This window comes from Sphingobium sp. TomTYG75 (genome assembly GCF_054771635.1).
The window spans coordinates 1043008-1064804 of sequence record NZ_BSRE01000001.1 but is presented as its reverse complement, the minus strand read 5'-3'; the positions used below and the strand labels follow the sequence as shown (position 1 = coordinate 1064804).

General features: G+C 56.6%; 17 protein-coding genes and 2 pseudogenes. 16 read left to right on the top strand and 3 right to left on the bottom strand.

Annotation, left to right across the window (positions count from 1 at the left end):
- Window positions 1–288 precede the first annotated feature (288 nt).
- The 12 genes and pseudogenes from ACYU81_RS05375 to ACYU81_RS05320 all read left to right on the top strand — a co-directional run bounded on the left by ACYU81_RS05375 (window position 289) and on the right by ACYU81_RS05320 (window position 15192).
- On the top strand, window positions 289–1134 hold the full coding sequence (locus ACYU81_RS05375; RefSeq protein ID WP_460986750.1) for an SDR family NAD(P)-dependent oxidoreductase: 846 nt from the start codon (window positions 289–291) through the stop codon (window positions 1132–1134).
- 343 nt (window positions 1135–1477) lie between these two features.
- Window positions 1478–2149, top strand: coding sequence for a TadE/TadG family type IV pilus assembly protein (locus tag ACYU81_RS05370; RefSeq protein ID WP_460986748.1), 672 nt, complete (start codon window positions 1478–1480; stop codon window positions 2147–2149).
- Window positions 2122–2817, top strand: a complete 696-nt coding sequence (locus ACYU81_RS05365) for a TadE/TadG family type IV pilus assembly protein (protein ID WP_460986746.1) — start codon at window positions 2122–2124, stop codon at window positions 2815–2817. Before ACYU81_RS05370 ends, ACYU81_RS05365 begins: the two co-directional genes overlap by 28 nt.
- Window positions 2818–2864: 47 nt before the next feature.
- Window positions 2865–4697, top strand: a complete 1833-nt coding sequence (locus ACYU81_RS05360) for a pilus assembly protein TadG-related protein (RefSeq protein ID WP_460986744.1) — start codon at window positions 2865–2867, stop codon at window positions 4695–4697.
- Window positions 4698–4859: 162 nt separating this feature from the next.
- Complete coding sequence (locus ACYU81_RS05355; RefSeq protein ID WP_460986742.1) at window positions 4860–6008, top strand: HlyD family efflux transporter periplasmic adaptor subunit; 1149 nt, start codon at window positions 4860–4862, stop codon at window positions 6006–6008.
- A gap of 6 nt (window positions 6009–6014) precedes the next feature.
- Window positions 6015–8132, top strand: coding sequence for a glycosyltransferase (locus tag ACYU81_RS05350; RefSeq protein ID WP_460986740.1), 2118 nt, complete (start codon window positions 6015–6017; stop codon window positions 8130–8132).
- A gap of 134 nt (window positions 8133–8266) precedes the next feature.
- Window positions 8267–8425 (top strand): annotated as a pseudogene (locus ACYU81_RS05345) (transposase); the annotation flags it as partial.
- 239 nt (window positions 8426–8664) lie between these two features.
- Window positions 8665–9204, top strand: coding sequence for a VOC family protein (locus ACYU81_RS05340; RefSeq protein WP_460986738.1), 540 nt, complete (start codon window positions 8665–8667; stop codon window positions 9202–9204).
- Between the two features lie 51 nt (window positions 9205–9255).
- A complete protein-coding gene (locus ACYU81_RS05335; protein WP_449474096.1) occupies window positions 9256–10047 on the top strand; it encodes a glucose 1-dehydrogenase in 792 nt (263 codons plus the stop codon).
- A gap of 68 nt (window positions 10048–10115) precedes the next feature.
- Window positions 10116–11516: an aromatic ring-hydroxylating oxygenase subunit alpha gene (locus ACYU81_RS05330; protein WP_460986736.1), complete on the top strand. Its 1401-nt coding sequence runs from the start codon at window positions 10116–10118 to the stop codon at window positions 11514–11516.
- A 318-nt stretch (window positions 11517–11834) separates the two neighbouring features.
- Window positions 11835–14294, top strand: a complete 2460-nt coding sequence (locus ACYU81_RS05325; RefSeq protein ID WP_460986734.1) for a TonB-dependent receptor — start codon at window positions 11835–11837, stop codon at window positions 14292–14294.
- Between the two features lie 388 nt (window positions 14295–14682).
- Window positions 14683–15192, top strand: a complete 510-nt coding sequence (locus tag ACYU81_RS05320) for a MarR family winged helix-turn-helix transcriptional regulator (RefSeq protein WP_449474091.1) — start codon at window positions 14683–14685, stop codon at window positions 15190–15192.
- Between the two features lie 111 nt (window positions 15193–15303).
- Here the strand turns inward: ACYU81_RS05320 and ACYU81_RS05315 are convergent, their stop codons facing one another.
- Both ACYU81_RS05315 and ACYU81_RS05310 read right to left on the bottom strand, forming a co-directional pair.
- A complete protein-coding gene (locus tag ACYU81_RS05315) occupies window positions 15304–15486 on the bottom strand; it encodes a transposase (protein ID WP_460986732.1) in 183 nt (60 codons plus the stop codon).
- 141 nt (window positions 15487–15627) lie between these two features.
- Window positions 15628–16260, bottom strand: a complete 633-nt coding sequence (locus tag ACYU81_RS05310; RefSeq protein WP_460986730.1) for a VOC family protein — start codon at window positions 16258–16260, stop codon at window positions 15628–15630.
- A gap of 931 nt (window positions 16261–17191) precedes the next feature.
- On the opposite strand from ACYU81_RS05310, the gene ACYU81_RS05305 reads away from it, so the two are divergent.
- The gene (locus tag ACYU81_RS05305; RefSeq protein WP_460986728.1) at window positions 17192–18346 is read left to right on the top strand and encodes an alpha/beta hydrolase; all 1155 of its coding nucleotides are present in this window, start codon (window positions 17192–17194) and stop codon (window positions 18344–18346) included.
- A gap of 122 nt (window positions 18347–18468) precedes the next feature.
- Here the strand turns inward: ACYU81_RS05305 and ACYU81_RS05300 are convergent.
- A pseudogene (locus ACYU81_RS05300) lies at window positions 18469–18597 on the bottom strand (IS3 family transposase); the annotation flags it as partial.
- A gap of 208 nt (window positions 18598–18805) precedes the next feature.
- On the opposite strand from ACYU81_RS05300, the gene ACYU81_RS05295 reads away from it, so the two are divergent.
- From ACYU81_RS05295 to ACYU81_RS05285, 3 genes are all read left to right on the top strand, one after another.
- Complete coding sequence (locus ACYU81_RS05295; RefSeq protein WP_460986726.1) at window positions 18806–18991, top strand: hypothetical protein; 186 nt, start codon at window positions 18806–18808, stop codon at window positions 18989–18991.
- Window positions 18988–19278, top strand: a complete 291-nt coding sequence (locus ACYU81_RS05290) for a hypothetical protein (RefSeq protein ID WP_460986724.1) — start codon at window positions 18988–18990, stop codon at window positions 19276–19278. The genes ACYU81_RS05295 and ACYU81_RS05290 overlap by 4 nt, the downstream gene beginning before the upstream one ends.
- Window positions 19279–20644: 1366 nt before the next feature.
- Window positions 20645–21790 (top strand): helix-turn-helix domain-containing protein, encoded by a 1146-nt coding sequence (locus ACYU81_RS05285; RefSeq protein ID WP_460986722.1) that lies wholly within the window; start codon window positions 20645–20647, stop codon window positions 21788–21790.
- The last annotated feature ends 7 nt before the right edge of the window (window positions 21791–21797 follow it).

The following is a 21797-nucleotide window of genomic DNA, read 5'->3' as shown; positions in this document are numbered from 1 at the left end:
AGGTTTATCTCATTAGCATTTTCAAACGGTGGCCAGCGGCGCCCACGGCAGATCATCTGCTGAGGCGCAACTACACGGCCATCTGCTCCTAATAGTTGACGAATATCAACCTTTGTCAAGTGGTAGAAGCAATTCCGGTTAGAGGCATTTCAAAAAAGCAGCGTTTCGAGCATCCCTCGATGCTGAAAGACATCATGATCTGGCTTGCGGCGGACCCGATTTCCCGGAACAAGGGCGGCTGGCGATCGGCAAAAACCCGACGTTCTACGATCATCAGGAGCTTTGGGTATGCGCAAGGTGGCAATAGTAACGGGCGCAACGCGCGGGATCGGCAAGGCAGCCGCACTGGAACTCGCAAAGTGTGGATTCGCCGTCGCGGTTACCGGTCGTACCCGGCGGGAAGGCGAAGGACGACTGGCGAGTTCCGTCGCGTCGGAGGCTATTGCCGTACCCGGCAGCATCGAAGCAACCGTAGATGAGGTCGAAGCGGCTGGCGGCGAGGCTTTGGGTATCCCGATGGACATATTGGACCGCGCATCCATTGATGCCGCAGTGGATGCGGTGCTTGCCAAATGGGGCAGGATCGACGGCCTGTTCAACAACGCCATCTATCAGTCACCCGCCATCATGTCGCCCATCTCCGCAATCGATGCGCATGCTGCGGAAGCGGCCATGCGCGGGATGATGGTCAATCAACTGCACATCACGCAGCGCGCGCTTGAACCCATGCTGAAACAGGGCGGCGGACGTATCGTCTTCATCACCAGTGGCGCGGGCAGCATGCTCTGCGAACGAAAGCTGACCGAGGGCGGCTGGGGCCTGCTATACGCGGCGGGAAAAGCCGCTTTCAGCAAACTCGCGGAATTTGTCGATCTGGAATATCGGGATCAGGGGATTGCGAGCTTCCACATACAGCCCGGCCTGACCATCACCGAAGCCATGACGGCGCAGTATGGCGAAGCCGCCAAGGGGTTTGGCGGCGGACTGCCGTCCTATACGCCCGCCGATACCGGACGTACGGTCGCCTGGATGATGGCTTCTCCGGACGCGCCAGCCTATGCCGGACCCACGTTGTACCAGGCGCCCACCTTCTTCGAGGATAATGGCATCGCTCCGCGCTTGCCCGGCGACTGAGCCTGGCCTGCCCATCTGGCGCACCCTTCACTCGTCCCGGAATGCCCGCGCGAACTGATCTCTAAGGCTTTGTCAGGTAGGAAATCATCGCCCGATTTCGGGTACTCGATCGTCGAAGCGCATCAGCACCTGCACATGGGTGGCACGAAAGAATCGTCCCTCCGTGAAGGCGGGCCATGCAGGGCTGCTGCCCGCCCACACAATGCTCGTGAGGCGAAGCGTTACAAAAGCAATATCCGGAACTGGCGTTGATGACCGCCCAGAGTGCCCGTCTAGGCCGTTTACGAAATCTGAACGCCGATCGGTGATATAGCCTTTGATATAGCTTTAGGGATGCCCTCGCGTGGCGATTTTACGCAGTATCTATTACCCACTGAAAGCGGTTCGCCGCTTCGGTACGAACCTGTCGAAAGACAGGAAGGGTACGGCTGCCCTGGAATTCGCCATCGTCGCACCGGCTTTGCTCGCGCTGCTATTCGCGATCCTATACACGATGATGATATATTTGGCGCAACAGATGCTGGAGACGGCGGCTCAAAGCGCAGGGCGCCTGCTGTTGACTGGCTCAGCCCAAACGACCCAGATGGCCAATGGCCACATGGGCATGACATCCGATGACTTCAAAGACGCCATCTGCAATGGGTATTCCGGCACCAATTCGAGCGGGCAGGCCGTCAGCGTTCCGTCGCTCCTGCCAGCGATGCTCACCTGCTCTCGGCTAACGGTCAACGTTGCCACCGCAAGTGGCTATAATGTGGGCAGCACGTCTGCGCCCACATTCACGTATGACAGCAATGGCGTGCTGACCTCGACGGGGACGGGCTATATCTACCAGTCGGGCGGTAGCGGAAAAAACCGCGTCGTCGTTCTTCAGCTGGTGTATTTGTGGCCGACAGGAAAAGGGCCGCTCGGCTTGAACCTGATAAATCAGCCCAATGCCAATCGGAAGCTTGTGGCAACGTCGGTGTTCACGACGGAAGATTATTCATGCAACGCATCGCAAAGCTCATGCTGAAGCGCTTCAGGCAGGATGCGCGCGGCGCAGTCATCGTGGAATTCGCGATCTGTCTGCCGGTGCTCGTGCTCATGTACACGGGCGGCGTTTGCCTGTCGGACATGATCGCCTGCAACCGCAAGGTTACGATAGCGACCCGTTCGCTGGTCGATCTTACCAGCCGAACCATGTCCCCCACCGTCATCTATAACGCGCCGCAGAGCGCCAATGCGAAAACCTATCTCAGCGCCAGTGCGGTTGTCCTGTCGCCTTATAAGCTCAACAATGCGACCGAGCAGATTTCGCTGCTTCGGATTTGCGACGCCACGCATGCCTATGTCGTATGGACCCAGGCACAGACGCAGAATGTCGATGGCAGCGTCGTCACGCCCACAACTTCAGAACACACTGCCGGTACGCTTCCAACTGTCGAGACGCAGTCGGCTAACGCCGTCATCTCGATCCCGGCCGATATGATCAATTCCACTATGGTGCCGACCTCACCGGACGGATCGAATGTTTGTCAAAATCTTGTTCCCGGCATCGCCAACAAGACCCAGGTCGGTACTTCCGGCGGCTGGCTGTACATGGGCAAGATCACTTACAATTTCACGCCATCGGTCAGTTATATACCTATCCGGACCACGGCGCTCACCCATACCATCTACATGACTCCTCGTCTTTACTAGGTGCTTGACCGATGACAAAACTCTCTTGTCTCCGTTCTTCGGCAGCGATGGCCAGCCTCGCTGCTCGTCTAAAGGCCGATCAGCAAGGCGGGGCCATGATGATCATGGCATTTTCGCTCATTCCGTTGACCTTCGTCACCGGGTTTGGCATCGATTATTCTCGCGCCATGAGCCTCCAGACGCACCTGAACGCCGCTGCCGACGCAGCGGCGCTTGCGGCTGTCGGACCCTCGATGATCCTTCAGTCGAACAGCGAGGCGACTGCTGCCGCGCGTACTATGTTCAGTGCACAGGCAAGTCTCCTGAGCGGTTACCAGAACCTTCAGGTGACCCCCACGATTACGGACGGGACCTCCGGCGGCAGCGGCGCACTGGGCTATCTTCGCAAGGCTACCGTCAGCTACACGGCCAAGTCGGTCAATGTATTCGGTGGCATTTTGGGGGCAGGCACCCTGACGGTGAGCGGAACGTCCTCGGCAAGCGCTGCGCAACCGCCCAATGTCGATTTTTACCTTGCGATGGACAATTCGCCATCAATGCTCCTGCCTGCGACTTCGGATGGAGTGAGCAAGATAATCGCGGCCACCAAGACGAGCGAAAATGCGAACGGCTGCGCCTTTGCATGCCATGCGATGCTTCCGAAAACCGACAATATTTACGTCAAGGATCAGCAAGCCCGCCACATATTGCTATCGGCAGGATATTATACGTCTGGTTCCACCACCCAGAATGTCTTCTACAGGTGGGATTCATCTGCCAACCTGGTCTATGACAGCGCGGGTAATCTCATGACGTCATCCACGACACCGACGGTGACGGGGCCTACGCGGACGACATCCGGATCGAACGGCAATACGCGGAACATCGACACCACTGTCAGTACTTATAACGTGACCACTTATACAGTTGCCTCCAGTTCCAGCGGTGCTTCTACCGTCTACAAGGTGGTTACGCCGACCACGACTACAACAAAGGTTTCCACGCCGACTAACGGGGGTTCCTCGACCACAACTACAACCACAACTACGGGCACTGCAACGAGTACCGTCTACGACACCGGATATTGGGCTGACGGCTATTGGCTTACACATAATTACGGTAGAATCTATGGTAGCCCTTCCAGCATTACTCTGCGCAAGGACGACATGGTTTTGGCCGCATCGCAGTTGATCCCTTTCGCGGCCAACCAGGCATCGCAATATCAGGTCACCTATCGGGCACAGATGTTTTCGTTCGACTGGACGCGATCCGGCAATACTACACCTGTCAGGACGCTCAATAGTTTGAACAATGTCGCGTCCTACGGCAGCGGATTTTCGGCAACATCCCTGTTTCCGGCGGATGATTATTGGTGGAAGAACTCTATGCCGACGAGTGGGAGCAATATAGACGATAAAGCCACCGAAGTAACGAACATGCTCACTACGATGAAGAACCTCATCCCCAATGCGGGGACGGGTGCCCCCGGAGCGACGCCACAAAAGATATTGTTCATCATCACGGACGGTATGCTGGATCAGCCAAATGGCGGTGGCCGTTATTTCGGACCAATGCGGAGCAGCGACCTGACTGAATGCACGGCCATCAAGGCCAAGGGTATCAAGATCGCGATCCTCTATACGCAATATCTGCCGGAATCTCTTTCCGGCGACAGCTGGTCGCAGACGAATATTGCGCCGTTTTTGCCGCCTCCTCCGTCGCCCTATCCGGCAGGAAAGGCCGGGAGCTCCGATCAGGTTCTGACCGCGCTGCAAAGTTGCGCGTCATCCGGCGTCAATGGTTCTCCGTTGGTGCAGACCGTGACAGCCGATGACAGTATCACCACGGCCCTGCTGCAACTATTCTCCACAGCCCTCCAGACGGCTCGACTGGTTCAATAGCGATCGCAAATCGACGGTGCCGAGTAGAAACGGCACAAGAGGGCACTCGCGAGACGTCATTAACGCGCTGCTAACTATCCGATGTTACGCTTCGGAAGATTGTTAGAAGGCAGCGGGTCAGCGGCGAAAATGATTGATATTCAAAATCTTTTGCGCGCGCGAATGACGCGTATCATATTGGCGACCGCCCTGATCGGTGGCGGGGCCATGGGTTTCGCCCCCTATGTGTTGAACGACGTTTCCACCCAGGCGGCGATCAATGCTCCGCTGATCAGGCTGACGGCCGCCGCCGATGGAACAGTCGCCGATCTCCCGGCGAACGGCCACTATTTCGACAAAGCCACCGGAATACATTTGTTGGACCTGTCGCAGGATACGGGCGAGGTCGCCGAATTGAAGGCTCAAGCCGAGATGGCGCAGACGGAAATGGCGCTCAGCGAACGGCAATTGGCGGAACTGGACGGCCAAAGCCAGCGATTGGAGCAGCGCGCGACGCTTTTTTCCGGCGCGATGGCAACGCGCCTTACCGCTGATCGCGACTCCGCGCAGGCAGATCTCGCGGGATGCCAGGCCGAACGCGCAGAGCAAGCCGCTAATCTTGCCCGTACGCGCGTTCTGGCGGCGCGGGGCTTTATATCGCCCGCCGGGGTGCAGAAGGCGGAAGCCGCCGCATCGCTCAAGAGCAGCAATTGCAGCAGCGCTGCCGCCAGGCTGCGGGCCATTCAGGTTACGCGTAGCGCGGCGGAAGCCGGGGTGTTTATCGGCGACAGCTATAATGACGCGCCCTATGCGGTGCAGCAGGGCGATCGCCTGCTCTTGCAGAAGCAGGCGGTCGAAAAGACGTTGAGCGACGCGACTGCCCGTTACCGTCAGGCCAGTCTGAGATTGAAGGACGCGTTGGCCCGGGCGAGTTATCGTGCTCCGGCGGGAACTTTGGTATGGGCGGCGGCCGCCAGTCCCGGCGCCGCCATTCGCGCAGGTGAGCCGGTGCTCGACCTGATCGATTGCCGTCGACGCTTCGTCCAGGTCGCTCTTCCAGAACGGAAGGCTGAAGTGATTGGTCCCGGCACGCCCGCAGACGTTCGCATGATCGGTTCCGATCAGTGGCTGAAGGGGCAGGTCGTGAACATCACCGGCGCGGCGGGGCGGCGCCGGGAGGAACTGCTGGCCGCATCCACCTATTCCTTGCCGGAGGATCGAGAAATTCTGATCGATGTCGCATTGCCGGCGCCCGAACCCCGTGGGGTCGATGCCGCGCGCAAATGCGATGTTGGGCGTTTGGCCGAGGTCCGGTTCAGCCGCAGGCTCTAACGGCCCATGTCCGGCATCGCCACCACCGCGCCCTTCGCGCCGCTGGCCTTGCTGGTGGGCTTCTTGCTGCTTTTCGGCAAGATATGGCCGTGGCGTGCCGGGCTGGTCGCGACGATTGGGTGCACCATTGTTTATTATCTCCAGTGGCGGATCTCACAGACGATTCCCTGGGGCGAGGGTCCGGGCAAGCTATGGTGGCCGCTGACCTGTTTGCTGGTGGAAAGTGCCGCGCTGTTCGATGGCGCGATCTTGCTGGCGATCCTCTCCCGGCCGCGCGACCGGTCGGCGGAGGCTGATGCGGGCGAGGCACGGCTGCGCGCTGCATGGGAAGAGGGGCCGCTGAATTTACCCCCGGTGGACGTTTTCATAGCCACCTATAATGAACCGCGCGAAGTGCTGGAAAAAACCATCCTCGGCTGTCTCGCCCTCGACTGGCCGGACGCGCGCATATGGGTGCTGGACGATGGCCGACGACCCTGGGTGCGCGATCTGTGCCTGGCAAAGGGGGCTGGCTATATTAACCGGCCGGACAACAAAGGCGCGAAGGCTGGCAATATCAATCACGGGCTGACGGTCACGGACGCGCCGTTCGTGGCGGTGTTTGATGCGGACTTCGTGCCACGCCGAGACTTCCTGCTGCGGACCATGGGCTTTTTCGAGTCTGAGCGGATCGGCATCGTCCAGGTTCCGCACAGCTTCTACAATCATGATCCCATGCAGACCAATCTGGGCCTGCAACAGGCCATGCCGGACGATCAGCGATTTTTCTTCGAAGCGATCATGCCGGGGCGAGACGGTTGGGACGCCGCCTTTTGCTGCGGATCGAACTCCGTGACGCGCAGGACCTTGTTTGAATCGATCGGCGGAGGGCTGCCGGAAGGATCGATCACCGAAGACATGTTGTTGACGCTGGCCAGTTTGCGGAAGGGTTATGTTACCCGCTATCTGAATGAGCCTCTGGCCTTCGGTCTTGCTCCGGAAAGCACGACTGCCTTCTTTGTTCAGCGGCAACGCTGGGCGCAGGGCGCGATCCAGATCCTGTATCTGAAAGAAGGTCCGTTGGGACCAGGATTGAAACTGCGCTATCGCCTGCTGTTCCTGCCCAGCGCATGGATCACGCAGGGCTTCCAATCCATGTTCACCGTGCTGACGCCCATTTGCTTCATGCTGTTCAATCTGGCTCCGATGGTCGGCATCGATCTCGAAGCGGTCATTCACTATGTCCTGCCACTGATCGTCGCAATGTTGAGCGGCATCACGCTCCTGGCGCCGGGGCGCTATTACCCGCTTGCCGCGCAAATTTTGTCGTTGTTCCAGACCTTCCGCATTCTGCCGGTTGCCCTGCAAACATTGTTTCGTCCAAAAGGCCTTGTCTTCAAGGTCACGCCCAAAGGGTCCGACGCGGGCGGAAATCCATGGGAGAGGACGATATTGTTCGTAGCGCTCGGCCTACTCGCGCTCAGTTTCGCTGGCCTGATGATCAATGTTACGCCGGAATATCGGGTCGTGTCGCAGGTCGGCTTGCTGCCCATGGTGACCTTCTGGACGATCGTGAACATGTTCATCCTGCTGCTGGTTGCCATGATGTGTCTGGAAAAGCCGCGTGTCCGGGGTGAGGAGCGCTTCGCGCTGCGACAGGCCGTGACGATCCTGAGCGCGCAGGGGCAGATGATCCGGTCAGATAAGGGCGACATTTCCATCTCCGGTCTTGGGCTGGAGCTTGGTGAACCGGCGGATCTGAGTGTCGGCGAGCGCGTCGAGGTCGTATTGCCGGACGTCGGCCTGTTGCGCGGATTTGTCCGCCGTTCGGGCAGGCGCCTCGGCATTGAATTCGACTTTCATTCAGAGGAAATCCGTGACCGGCTGATCGTCGCGCTGTTCACGAACGAAATCCAGATCAATGCCGTTCGCCCCTCTGCGGCCGCCGCTGCTCTGGCTGTCGCCAAACGCCTCTGGCTGGCGGATCTTCGGACCACTGAAGTGGATTCCCGTATCGCCAACAGCGATCTGGCACCCGAGAAATTAAGCGCAACGACGCGTGTCGTCCCATCTGCGGTCCAAGCCCCTAAAAAAGCGCCTGAGCGCGATATGTCCGGCAACGACAGGGTAACTCGGGCAGCCTGATAGATCCACGCGAGAACGGGTTGTCCAACAGGATCACATTCGGCGGTACAACCTACGCTAAGCCTGACTCCCGCGCCGAACGTCGCCCGCGAAGAGCGGTGCATTTCTAACAGCACCATTTTAATCGCTTATGGCGGATTTCCGCCGCCGTCGATGCGATCGGCTTGCCGCTGCGCATTCATCCAACGCCAGGACAATAAGGCGATTGCCCACAGGCCCAAGCCCTCCTGTCCGGCTTGCAGGGCGTCGGCCATGTCATTGCAGATGCCGCCTACCGATCCGCTACGCACCTTCATTTTAACGGCCACAGATTGATCAGCACCACAGGGCGATCGGTCAGGTTAATATTATGTCGCCTAAATATATTGACGGGCGAGCCGTTGTCGAGTTAGGATGCATGCTAACAATAAGGAGGGGATCTAGATGCGGCTTGATGGAAAAGTGGCCATCGTGCTTGGCGCCGCCACCTGTCGCAATATCGGCCAGGTGATCGCCCCCTCCCTGCCTGATCGTGCTTGCAGGAGTATCCCTAATGTTCACTAAGATGTTCATGCGCTATCCGATCCGGCAGGTCGCATTTTATGTGCCCGATGTGCGCGAAGCTGCCCGTCAGCATGCGGAGGCTTTCGGTTCAGGCCCTTACTTCGTCATGGAGCATATTCCCATGAGTTTGGCGCGTTACCGCGGCAAGCCTGGCGTTTTCGATCATTCCTCCGCCTACGGACAATGGGGTGACGTCATGATCGAAATGGTTCAAGTCCATAGTTCCGAACCCTCGGTCTTTTCAGACCTGTTTCCGAATGGTGGGACCGGTTTCCATCACATCGCGCTGATCATCGACGACTTACCCGCGGCCATGAAGGAATTCGAAGCTGCGGGATTTCCGGAGGGCTTTTACGGCGAAGTCCAACCGGGGTCCGGATTTGCGATGATGGATGCGACCAAACAATTCGGCCACTTCGTCGAATTGTACGAACCGTCGATACCGCTCCTGTCGGTTTATCACCGGGTCAAGAGCGCGTCCGTGAATTTCGACGGCGCCGATCCGGTCCGCGATTTTTCCCTCATGTAAAAGCGATCGAAAACAAGTTCCCGACCAAAAAAATACGAGGATTCCGAGTATATGGCCGATTTGACCTATAATTTCGCGGGCAAAACAGCGTTGGTCACAGGAGCAGCCGGCGGTATCGGTCGGGCGACGGCAATCGCTTATGCTTCTTCTGGTGCGAATGTGGTTGTCACTGATATCCAAGCGGAAGGTGGTGAGGAAACGACACACGCCATCACGGCGGCTGGTGGCACGGCCATTTTCGTCCGCTCCAATGTGACGTCATCCGAAGACGTCGATTCACTGATCGACACTTGCATTGCCACCTACGGACGTCTCGATTTCGCCTGCAATAACGCGGCAGTGGAACTGGAGGATACTGCGCTTGCCGATGTGCAGGATGAGCAGGCCCGCCGCGTTGTCGATATCAACTTCATGGGCGTATTTTTGTGCATGAAACGCCAGATCGCCAAAATGCTCGATCAGGGTGGCGGCTCGATCGTGAATGTCGCCTCAATGAATGCACTCAGGTCGCGGCCGGACAGTGCTGTTTACGATGGCACGAAAGCCGCTGTTCTTGCCATGACGCGAAGCGCGGCTTTGGCTTACACGTCGCGCAAGATCCGCATCAACGCGGTATGCCCTGGCGTGACTGACACACCGATGTTGGCGTTTAAAATGGATCTTGTGGGGGCGAAGCGGTCCATGATCGAACAGGTCGCCAATCTGGAAAAACGTCTCGGACGCCCCGACGAGTTGGCTGCTGCCATTCTTTGGTTGAGTTCGGACGCAGCTTCATTGGTCACCGGTCACGCGCTTCCTGTTGAAGGCGGCTATTTGCTGACGGGTGCGATCCCAGCGGGGTGATGTGGCCCGCGAGAGCTACGCTGGATAGCCAGCTTGGATTGACCCAGCCCAAGATGGGAGATTGAACCATGACTCATTTCGATACCAACGGCGCACCCGATTACCGGGACAGCCCTGCTCCGACATATCAGCAAGTGATTGCGCGCGACCCCATTGAGGCACCCGCGAGTTTACGCCAAATCCATCCCACGCATATCGAAATGCCGCGCGTCCCTCGCGAGCGTTATACCAGCCAGACTTTCTTTGACTTGGAAAAGGAACGGATGTGGTCGCGCACGTGGCAAGTCGCCTGCCGTGTCGAAGAAGTAAGGGAAGTTGGTGATTGCGTATTGTATGACTCGCCCGGTGCGTCGCTGATCATCATGCGCAGTGCTCCGGACGTGATCAAAGCTTTCTATAATGGATGTTTGCATCGCGGCATGAAATTATGCGCGTCGGACACGAGCGTAAACAAGATACGCTGTCCCTATCATGGCATGACTTGGAACCTCGACGGCTCCCTTCAGAATTTACCTGCGCGCTGGGATTTCGATCCGGTCGAAGATTCCGAACTCGCTTTACCAGAAGCGCGCGTTGGCCTCTGGGGAGGTTTCGTATTCGTCAACCGCGATCCCGCATCACCATCGCTGGAAACATATTTGGGTCCGCTGATCGCGGAATTTGCCGACTGGTCCCGGGACGACGTCTATCTGGACACCCGCGTAACCAAGGTCATGGAGGCGAACTGGAAGTGTTGCATGGAAGGGTTTATCGAAGCATTCCATGTCGCGGAACTTCACTCGCAAGCTCTTCCTTTTGGGGGCGACGCCAGCACGCAATATGACGTCTGGGCCGACAATGGTCATGTTAGTCGTTTTTGTGCTCCCACCGGAATTCCCAGCGACCAATACCCCCAGCCGATTACCGAAGCCGAGATATGGAAAGCAACGTTCGGCGCCGTCACTGGCAATACTGATAACGCTCCGCCACTGCCGGAGGGCAAGACTGCGCGGGGCTATCTGGCAGATATGAACCGTACTGAACTGGGCAAGGTCTACGGACAGGACTTCAGCCATCTGACGGACGCAGAAGCATGTGATCCCATTCAATATTCGCTGTTCCCCAACTTCCTCCTATTCAAGGGATTGCCTTATCCATTCGCCTATCGGTTCGTTCCGATCGACAATAGTCCAGATCGTACACGCTTCGATTTCATGATCTTCCGGCCAAAGCCGCAAGACGGATCCGATTTTCCAGAGGTCAATCAAATCGACCTCGGCCCTGACGATACCTATGCGGCCAGCGGCGCTTTTCAGCCGTGGCACGGGCTAATCTATGATCAGGACTGCCAAAATCTGGCGTTGCAGCAGCAAGGCCTTAAGGCAGGTGGGGTGAAGGACGTCATGTTAAGCCGTTATCAGGAAGTCCGCATTCGTTTCCTTCATAAAACTTTGATGGAATATCTGGACCGGGACTCTTGCCTTAAATAGCTGGAGCCTCAGCGCGATACGCAACCAATAGATTGTGGAAGCGCGATGCACATCTCTCCATCGTTAACACCAACACACATTGACTAAAACCCGTGCGCCCAATGCCGCGCCTGGTGAGACGGCGCAATGGCAGGTGGACGAGTTCATGCGAGGCGAAGCAACAATGGTAAACGATGTCGTCGGCGGTTGTTGACGATGAGAACGAACAGACATCTTGCGCCATATTGAGTTGGTCACATAGCTCATCTCAAATGTGAATGACCCCAAGGAAATATCCGGGTCCGTATTGATGTAATAGATGTTATTGAAATGGGGATGATGATGTTTAAAACGTCCAAATTTTTAGTCTATTCAACTCGCAAGTCGCGCTTGGTTCGGCTTCTTTCCTGTGCTGCCATCAGTGGTACGACTATGATTTTCACTATGGCTCAAGCCCAGGAAAATCAGCTTCAGGACATCGTCGTCACTGCGCAGAAGCGGGCTCAGAATGTTCAGGATACGCCGCTCTCTGTGACTGCGGTGTCAGGTGATCAACTCACCTCAGTTGGCATCACCACCGTCCAGGAACTTAATCGCGTCGACCCCGCGTTGCAAATTGGCCAGGCGGCGGGCACCGCCACCACCTTCATTCGCGGAATTGGCAACCCTGTCGCTACCGCCGGTAACGAAGCAAGCGTGCCAGTCTATATCGACGACGTCTACTTTATCCGCGCCGCAGTGCCCTTCTTCGACCTCACCAGCGTGGAACGCGTCGAGGTTCTCAAAGGGCCTCAGGGAACGCTGTTTGGCCGCAACGCATCAGGCGGCGTGATCTCTATCTACACGAAGGATCCGAGTCAAAACGCTGAGCTTGAAGCGCGTCTGGGTTATGCCAATTATCAGACCATGGACGCCAAATTTTATTTGAACATGCCGATCACGGAAAATTTAGCAGCGAATATTTCCGCCAGTTATCACAATCAGGACAAAGGTTGGGGTAAAAATAGAACGCTTGTAGATCATTTCAATACGTCGCTTGGATATTTACCGAGCAATGATGATTATTGGAAGGGCCGTAGCTTCAGCACGCGCGGAAAGATCTTGTGGGATCCTGTCGATGGTCTTTCGGTCAAGTTGATTGGTTATTATCAGAATAGCTGGAACCAGATAGGAATCTACGCACGTCCTTTCCCTGGGACGGTGGGCGGGTCGCCTGACCCGATGCATGCTGGCTTTGGCAATTCGGGCAACTTTCCGGTGCCATCGCAGGAGTTGCCGTCGCTCGGCTTCTATGACGTCGCTTTGGGCAGCACACAGAAGATGTATGACAAGTCGGAAGGCTATGGCTTCTCCGGCCGTATCGATTATGAACTAGGATTCGCCGATATCGTCAGTATCACTGCCTATCGTAAAAATATCGAGCTGTACGCCTCTGCAGGAAATTACTCACCTTACGACTGGGCACGTTACGATCTCAATATTGTAGACAATCAGTTCTCCCAAGAGTTTCAACTGAAGTCCAAGGCAGGTTCGCCCGTCAGCTGGATCGCCGGCCTTTATTATCTGAACGCCGATGGCGGTTTCGACCCGACCACGATCTATGGGCCGGGTATACAGGCGCTGCTGGTCGACTCAATCAACATCCGGGGTGAGCAGAACGTTAAATCCTATGCTGCCTTCGGCCAGCTGACCTATCCCATCACCGATAACACCAATGTGACGGGCGGCCTGCGTTACACGACCGACAGGGTTGCTGGCCGCGGGACTACCACGACATTGTTCATTCCAGAGCTGCCGTTCCTGCTTCAGAATGTCCCTGCGGTCGCGGGTGCATTCGGTGCGCCGGTCGGAACCGTCTTCGACACAACGACAGCCAATGCCGTTGTGGCCGGCGCCCAGACGCCCGTTGACAATGTGCCGGGGGGTGGTGTTGCGCGCAAGACGTTCAAGAAGTGGACGTGGAAGGCCTCGATCGATCATAAGTTCTCCGACGACATAATGGTTTATGCCAATTACAGCCGTGGCTACAAAGCAGGGACGTTCAACACGCTGCCGCTAGACCAGGCGGAGCCGCTATCGCCTGAAGTGGTTGATGCCTATGAAATCGGGTTCAAGACGGAACTGGCTGACCGTCGTATTCGCCTGAACGGTGCCCTGTTCTGGAACGACATTAACAATCCGCAGGTGCAGGCACAGAGCAATGGTTTGGTTTTCCTTAAAAATGCCGGTTCTGCGCGGACCAGGGGCGCCGAGTTGGACCTGACCGCCGTCGCGGCCGAAGGCCTGACGCTTCGATTGGCTGGGACGTATTTGATAGCAAAGTTCCGTGACTTCCCGGATGCCCCTTCCTACTGCCCTAATCCTCAGGTGGATGCAGTCACATGTCAGGCGCTCACTCCTAACATGCCGCTTGCTCCGGGTAATTTAAACAGCATTGTGGTGGATGCTTCTGACAATTATATGCCCTACGCATCAAAATGGAAATTTAGTGGCGGCTTCAGCTACGATCATAACTTCGCCGACGACAGCAAGATTACTCTGGACGTGAATGCTAACTGGTCGGATAAATTTAACTGGGATGCCGACAACGTCATCAAGGAACCCTCGCACCTCCTTTTGGACGGCTCTGTTTCCTTCACGCCAGCCGCTGCGGAGCATCTGACCTTTCGCTTCTGGATGAAGAACATCACGGGTGAAAAGTTCAACATCAATTATTATGCTCAAGACTCCGGCTCGGCCTTTTCGAGCGCTCCGGGCACACCGCGCACCTATGGTGGTGAACTGATATTCAAGTTCTGAACTTCAGATATATGATGACGGTGGCGGTCGACAGTGTCGGCCGTCCATATCTTGAAATATCCTGCAAGCGAACGGAACAAGCCGGTCGAATCATGGCACTGTTTCGACTTACCGTTACCCCCGGATGCGAGTCCGACGCTGCCCCTTCTCATCTATAGGGAGTCGGTCGCTCGACGACCTTAGCGGCGCACGGGGAAGGTGATCTACGTATGGATGTGGATGACACCAAAGACTGGGAAAAACAGGCCTCAAGCTTTGTGCCTCACGGTTTTAGACAGGAGAGCCGCAAGCGGGCGCCGTAAGCGCCTGGCGGCTCCTCGTTGTTGTTGCGGAACGACAAATGCTGTTTTTATGTGGCTTTATGACGACTCTCCCATAAGGACAGCGGATGAAGCAAGCACCCAGACATCGCGCGCGGCCCCCGGTTCGGACAGGATTCGACGAGAAGTGGGTTGCGCCCTCGGAATTCGACGCCAAGCTCACAACACCTTATCTCATCACGATGGTGGCGCGCCTCCAGTCTCATCTTTATGCCGTCAGGACCGCCGAAGCAGATGTGAGTCAGGCTGCGGCCTTTCTTCTCCTTGAACTGTATCAAGAAGAGCCTCTTTCGCATTCCGAACTGACCAAGCGGCTCTCGATAGCGCATGCGACAGTATCACAAACACTCAAGCGGTTGGAGCAGCGAGGTCTCGTTGAGCGAAGCATTTTTGAGGTTGACGCGCGGCAGGTGCGCGTGAGGCTTACTGGTAAAGGCCGCGAAGTGTGCGCGCCGCTACGTGCGGAAGGCGATGTCCTCAATGACGAAATCCGGTCAGTTTTGGGTGCTGAGAGGGAAGAGGCATTGCGAAAGAGTTTAGCGGACCTTGCCGAACACTTCCGTTTTGGCCAGCGGTAGGCCGGGTCCGACCCGTCTTTCGCTCAAGGTGCTTTGCTTACCCCATCATCGCATTCGCGGGCTCAACAAAGTCGTAGCGAAGCACTCCCATCACTTAGGCCGCATCGACATTCAGCGTAGCCAGATCATGGCACCGGCGAGATGTACGAAGTCGGCAAAGTGGGCGGTGCGCCGATCGTAGCGGGTAGCGAAGCGTCTGAAATGCTTGAGGCGACCAAAGCATCGCTCGATCCGGTTGCGGTGCTTGGCTATGACGCCATTACGAAGGTATTGGCGGAGATGAGCATGCCCCATGATGTCAACATCGTTGAATCGATCAGGCTACGCCAAATCTTCGGCACCGATCCCAATGGCGTCCGTGTGGAGCTGAACTTCACCGGCGACTGATCTGTCGGATGGCTGACTCGCTTGTCAGTGCCACCCGCCCAATAATCCTCAGCCCGCCGTCGGGTTGAAGATCTTTGCCTTGCCATCCCAGTTGGCGGCAGCCTGCTGAATCATGTCGAAAAGGCTCTGGACCTCGGGCTTCAACACGCCGATCTCCAGGATATTGTTTTCCTCAGCATCCATCGCGAAATAGGCGATCTGGGACCCGTCTGCGAACTCAGCTCCTTGCAGTCGCGTGCCGCCGTGTTCAGCGACCCAGGCTTCCGCATCTTCCATGCTGTCGGAGAAAGCGCATAGATGATGGACGCCTTTACGGCCCGCATCCAGAAACTCTTGGAAGATCGACGGGCCTCGCGGTTCGATAAGTTCGACCATCAGGTCCCCGGAAAATGCGATCGCCGCGCCGTACTGTGCGAAATGCTCTTTACCGCGATAATCGCCTCGAACCATCTCGAAAGCGGGAAAGATGAAAAAGGGCCCCACGCCCATCACCTCGGTCCACCAATCGATCGCCTTGTTTAAGTTGGGCACCATATAGGCGATTTGGTTGAGCCGCCCCCAAGGCTTGAGCACCATAATAGTATTGACCTTCCATCTATCTTGATAAGTCAGGTAATCATATGCAAGCACCCTATCAGGAAGCTCGGGATGAACCAACTTATAAAATATGGCGATGAGCATGCGTAGGACGAAAAGCCCCGGGCCGCCCGGCCGGACTGTTTTGGTGCATCTGGCCACAGATTTAGCTTGGTGGTGGCGAGCTGTGACAGACCAAATGGGAAGACAATGACAGCGACATCCGCCGTAATGACTCGCTGCCGCCCACGGCTTATCGGCGGCTGAAAATACCAGCTAGAAGGAGTGTCTCAGGCCCGAATTGCAACGGCGGCGGGCGCTTGTTCCGCGGCGGTGCAGGCATCGGCAGAGATGCGCGCCCGGCATCGCGCTGTTCGCTGGCTATGGGACGGCCTTCCGCGCGTCCTTTGGCTTGTCGTGTGCAGGAGCCAAAGCCGGAATCTCCTTTAATATCGAGGCCGGAATCAATCTCGCCATACCGAAGAGAGGTCTTTCGGGCACGATCGCAGCATTTCGGCACACGCACGAAACGTCATCTTTGCCGTCCTCGCCGATTTGGGCTTCCATATCCAGAGCGCGCATGCGGGATGGAGGCCGATCTGCTGTGGTAGCCGAGATCTGCCTTCTCGCTCCTCGCCAATTATGCTTATACCGACACGGCCGACGATGGCGCGGCGCAGGACGACAGGATCGCACGCGTGCCCGAGAACAGCGGACGTATCGCCACGCGCTATCGCGTTCTCCAAGGCCCAGCGGGGGCCTATTTTCGCGCAGGGCTCACCGCCTTCGCCTCACGCAAACTTACGTTGCCCATCCATGATCCGAAAATCACAAGTTTTGCATCAAGCCAAAAATCGCAGAAATCTGCGCCTCCCCGTGATACAAAAATCTGATGCACATTTGGCGCGCTTCTGGCCGCCGAAATCACTGTTTCTGCCTCCATCGCCCCTGATGCAAAAGTTTTGGACTCCCGATTAGTTGTCCCGATTGGGATCGTTGAATAGGAAAGCCGGATCACCTTGGCGACCTTGACAATATGGACGAAAAAGGAAGAATGATGCCTAAGCTGCTTCTCAAATGCGCGGTTCTTGTAGTTCCACTGATCATGCCCTTTGCCGCAGTGACCGCCCAAGTCGCAACAAAGGCAGAAAAAGGCTCCGCACCATCTCGCGGATCGTGGCAAGCTGCTGCTAATCCTTCTTCGCGACCAATCGAAGCAGATGGGTCGGTGAACGTGCCCTCATTTCGCCTGCCTCCTTCCGAGTATATGAGTCCCGAGGCGAAAGCGGCCTTACCACGTGTGCCCTCCGACATGTTCGAGGTGCTCCGTCAGTCGCCAAAGGATGTCACCGCCTTGCGCACGAATTTGCCAAGGCTCGTCGCGGGCCGCGTTGCCCAACTGAAGCAGATGTACAAGGTAGAGACGGAGGAGCGTGCGATCGCCGGTGTCCCGGCCGTCTGGACGCGGCCGGTGGCAGGCATCACGCCCGCAAAGTCTGGCAAGATACTGCTGAACCTTCCGGGCGGGGGCTTCATGATTGCCAACGCGGGGGCCAATGGCATGTTTGAGACGATCCCCCTGTCGGGCCTCATGGGCGTGGAGGGCGTAAGCATCACTTATCGGCAAGGCCCAGAAGCGCATTATCCCGACGCAACCGAGGACGTGGTAAAGGTCTATCGTGAACTGCTCAAGACGCATAAGTCGCAAGATGTGGTGATATATGGCTGCTCGGCGGGCGGCCAACTCACCGCCCAGACCACCGCCGCGCTGATCCGCGATAAGCTGCCTCTTCCAGCCGCCATTGGCCTTTTGTGTGCATCTGCTGACATGCGCCTCTTGGGTGACAGTGCTGCCTTCACCTCACCCTTTCAGGCAATACCAAATAAAGAGATACGCCTATCGTATTTTGAGGGGATCAAACTCGACGATCCCGCTGTCTCGCCTCTCCGGTCGCCTGATGTACTGAGGCACTTTCCGCCAACTCTAATTGTAACGGGAAGCCGTGCTCTGGAAATGAGCAGCGCCGTCGCAACCAACAACGCGTTGCAGAAGAGCGGAGCCGTTAGCCAACTCAACATCTGGGATGGTATGGGACATGCCTTCTTCTACGATATCGCGCTACCCGAATCGCGGGAGGCGTTTGATACGATGGCGCGCTTCTTCACCAAATACCTTCACCTTAAGCCTTAGTGGTCATTTGCGGACATCCAGGCTTCCCTCGCGGAAGCCTAAATTAGATGATCTCCAAAGTTATCCCTGTCACGAAAACGGTTTGAACCGCGCCGGGTTTGCCGGAGGCATAGGGTTGTGAGTCACGCTGCCCTACCGATGTTGTCTGCGGCAGCATAATATTGATCTTCGGCTTCGGCAGGCGGGATGTTGCCGATGGGCTCCAGCAGTCGGCGATGGTTGAACCAATCGACCCACTCGAGCGTGGCATACCCATGAATGACAATGCTGATATCCGGGAGGACGGAATGATCCGTTTCCTCAAGGTGGAACTGCGTCCGCTCGCGGCGGTCCGGCCCGCGAAACGCAATGCCCGTACACACAGTGAGAAGCAGATCGAGCAGATCGCCTCCTCGATCCGCCAGTTCGGCTTCACCAATCCGATCATAGTCAATGACGAGGGGATGATCGTCGCCGGTCATGGCCGCCATGCCGGTCATCCCGATCCATGACCTCGATCCTGCCGAGCTGCGCACCTACGCCCTTGCGGACAACCGAATCGCGCAGAATGCCGTGGTGATCACCCCGGAAGAAGAGAAGCTGGAGAAGCTGCCCGAGGCCACCGTGTCGCGCAGCCAGCGCATCGCGCAGGAGAAGCTGCCTTGAAATCGTGGGCTGGGGAAGCTGATGGGCGCGAACCTTTTCGGGAGGGATCGGTGGTCCGGCCCGCGTTTGCCGACGGCCTCGAAGATCGCTATCGTGAGGTGCTCGATCTTGCGAACAGGCGGGTCAGGATGATCTGCCCTGACGGCAGGCGCCGAACCGTCAGTCTGTTCGAAGCCCGTCTGATCGAACTGGCTTCTCCACGCTGCCGCAGGCGTCTGATGTGCGAAGATTTCATCAGGCAGGTGCGGTGGGCAGCAGGTTTGCTGGCTGAGAGAACAATTTCGTGACGAGGGTCTGAAAACCCCCGGATTTATGGGGTTTCACCCAGGGGATAAGGCAGAATTTCGGATGGCGGTGAAACAGGTGGTATCTGCCTGTTTCACCGCCATTTTTATGCTTTGATCCAGAAATTAGCACCTGTTTTCACCTGTTATTGTCACGGCACGTTTGCCGACGAGCTCTATGGATTATGATGTAAATCCAATAACATGATCAGGAAAATCGCAGAAAAGGCCCCCCTTGGACGTGCCATTTTTTTAGGAGCGTCGCTTGGGCGACAGATGTCTGAGATGAAGGGGGACGCATGCATTCGGTAGTGACGGGGATGTTCCAGCAGCGTAGCAGCAGAGAAAGCGGCGCAGAATTGCGTATCTTTGGCTCGCATCTGACTCTCTGCAGTACCGAACTGAACGCGCGCGAATTTGCGCCGCTTTTCGGCAAATTCTCTAACGTTTCCAATATGTTGAGACTGGGTGGCGGAGCGGGAGGAAACCGAACTTTCCATCTAAGTAGCTGAAATCACTTCACCGCTCGCCCCGCACCGGCGCTGCATACCATACATCAGACCATAAAGGCGGACAGATACTTTTTCTGTCGATGCAGCAGCGTTGCTACGACGATCTACGGCTTATCCCTATATAGGGGGGGCAGGGCCCTTTAGTAAGCCGGGAGGGGTCGGGAAAAAGGTAATGTCTATAACCACCGTGCAAATTCAACAGGTTACGAGTAACATTACCTATAATCTTTCTATAACCAGATTATACCTTCTAGAAGTGATTTTCTGGCCCAAAAAAGTCCTTAATTTTCAAAGGGATTATAGTTTCGCCCCCTGAGAGGTTGCAGAAGATTATAGGGGAAGGCCAACCCCGGGAACCGCAGAAATCCGCCATTTCTTAGCGGATGATCGGGACAGATTGGCTAGATTACGTTTTTCCCGACCCCCTCCCGCTTTCAACGGCAGCGAGCATCATTTTTCGGGAATGTCGCACCGGCCCGAATAAGGGCGCTCTGAGTGCATCAAAACGCATCAGCGCAGGCCGCCTCAGGATCGGCAACCGACCAAGGATCTAGGCCGCTTTCCGGGGGGTGTCGATGGTGCATCAAAAGGGACATGAAAAGCGCGCGGGCGAGGCGGGGGGAAAAGCGCGTTTTCAGGGTTACCCGCATGCCTCCCCCGACCTCCGCCCGCAGATGCTGGCCGCGCCGCGATCGATCGCGGCCGAAATATGCCCAAGGCGCGCGGAAGGGTGAAGGCGCAGGCAAGAATGTTCCCGCATGCTTCGATCCCTGCCAGCGAGCGGAATGGTCAACTTGCGGATTTGCGCAAGTTAGGTGTTGCAGCTACGCAAGCGCCCGACTAAGAGGGGAATGTCTATGGAAACCAACCCGCCAGAGTATAAAACGCCAGGGCAGCTCATAGAGGGGCTACTGGCCGCTCGGGGTTGGACGAAGCGAACCTTGGCCGTCGTGCTGGGAGTTGACGAGTCAACGGTCAACAGATGGACCGCTGACAAGCAGGCGATCAATGCTTCTATTGCGTTGTCTCTAGAAGACGTGCTGGACGCCCCGGCGGAGCGGTTCTTGGAGCTGCAGCGTGAGTTTGATCTCGCCAAAGCTCGCTTTGCGCACCGTCCGGATCCGGGTCGAAAGAACAGGCTCCATTTGTTCGGAGGCCTGCCCATTTCAGAAATGATCAAGCGGGGATGGATCGCTGCTGATGACATTCGCGATGTCCCGGCTGTGGAACGTGGCCTTACCAAATTTTTCGGCGTCGCTAAGCCCGATGAGATAGAAATACTGCCACATGCGGCAAAGAAGACGATGGTCGCATCGGAGCCAACCCCGACACAGCTTGCATGGCTCTACCGTGTAAAAACGATAGCGAGCGAGATGTTGGTTCCCAAATATTCTCCCGAAGCACTTGATCGAGCGATAAAGGCACTCAAGCTGCTGACCGAAGCACCGGAAGAAGCTCGCAAAGTTTCGCGCATCTTGGCCGATTGCGGCATCAGATTCGTGATCGTTGAATCTCTACCTAGCGCCAAAATCGATGGCGTTTGTTTCTGGTTAGATGACAACTCACCAGTTGTCGGTCTTTCGCTTCGGCACGACCGCATCGACAACTTTTGGTTTGTCCTCCGGCATGAGCTTGAACACGTTCGTCAAGGTCATGGTAAATTGGCAATGATCCTAGACACAGAATTAGAAGGCGCGCGCGCAGGAACTGGAGAGACTATTTCGGAGGAAGAACGAGTAGCTAATGAGGCGGCATCGAATTTCTGCATCCCATCTGCTCAAATGGACGGCTTTATTGCACGCAAAGCTCCATTTTTCTCCGAACGCGACATGATTGGTTTTGCCCGCACATTAAAAGTTCATCCCGGATTGGTAGCGGGCCAGCTACAGCATCGAACACAGCGCTATGATCGATTTCGCCAACACTTAGCTCCCATTCGGACGCACGTCATTTCCGGCGCGGCGGTGGACGGGTGGGGCAATATTTATCCTGTAGACGACTGAGGCATTA